The 234-nt window shown below is 33.3% G+C and carries 1 protein-coding gene; it reads left to right on the top strand.

The annotated features are described in order from the left end of the window. A partial coding sequence (locus FJ988_RS31020; protein WP_210242801.1) for a hypothetical protein occupies positions 1–233 on the top strand: 233 nt, incomplete at its 5' end. Position 234 lies beyond the last annotated feature (1 nt).

Raw genomic sequence — 234 nt, forward strand, 5'->3', positions numbered from 1 at the left:
GTTATAAGTACAATAATTGGACTTTTTCTACTGGAATGTATTGGATTGGAATGCCATCGACTTACAAGCAAAAAACGATGGATAAACAATATGTGGATTATTCTCGTGTAGGGAAAATTTGGGACAACAAATCGATGTTTGTTGTTGGTTTGAGCTTTGATTTTGCTAAAGGTAAGAAAACAAATATCAACCGAAAATTAGAAAATGAAACTGCTGGAGCAGCAACGTTTTAAT

Origin of the sequence: Mesorhizobium sp. CU3 (assembly GCF_006442965.1) — a bacterium.
In the GTDB taxonomy this organism is placed as follows: Bacteria; Pseudomonadota; Alphaproteobacteria; order Rhizobiales; family Rhizobiaceae; genus Mesorhizobium.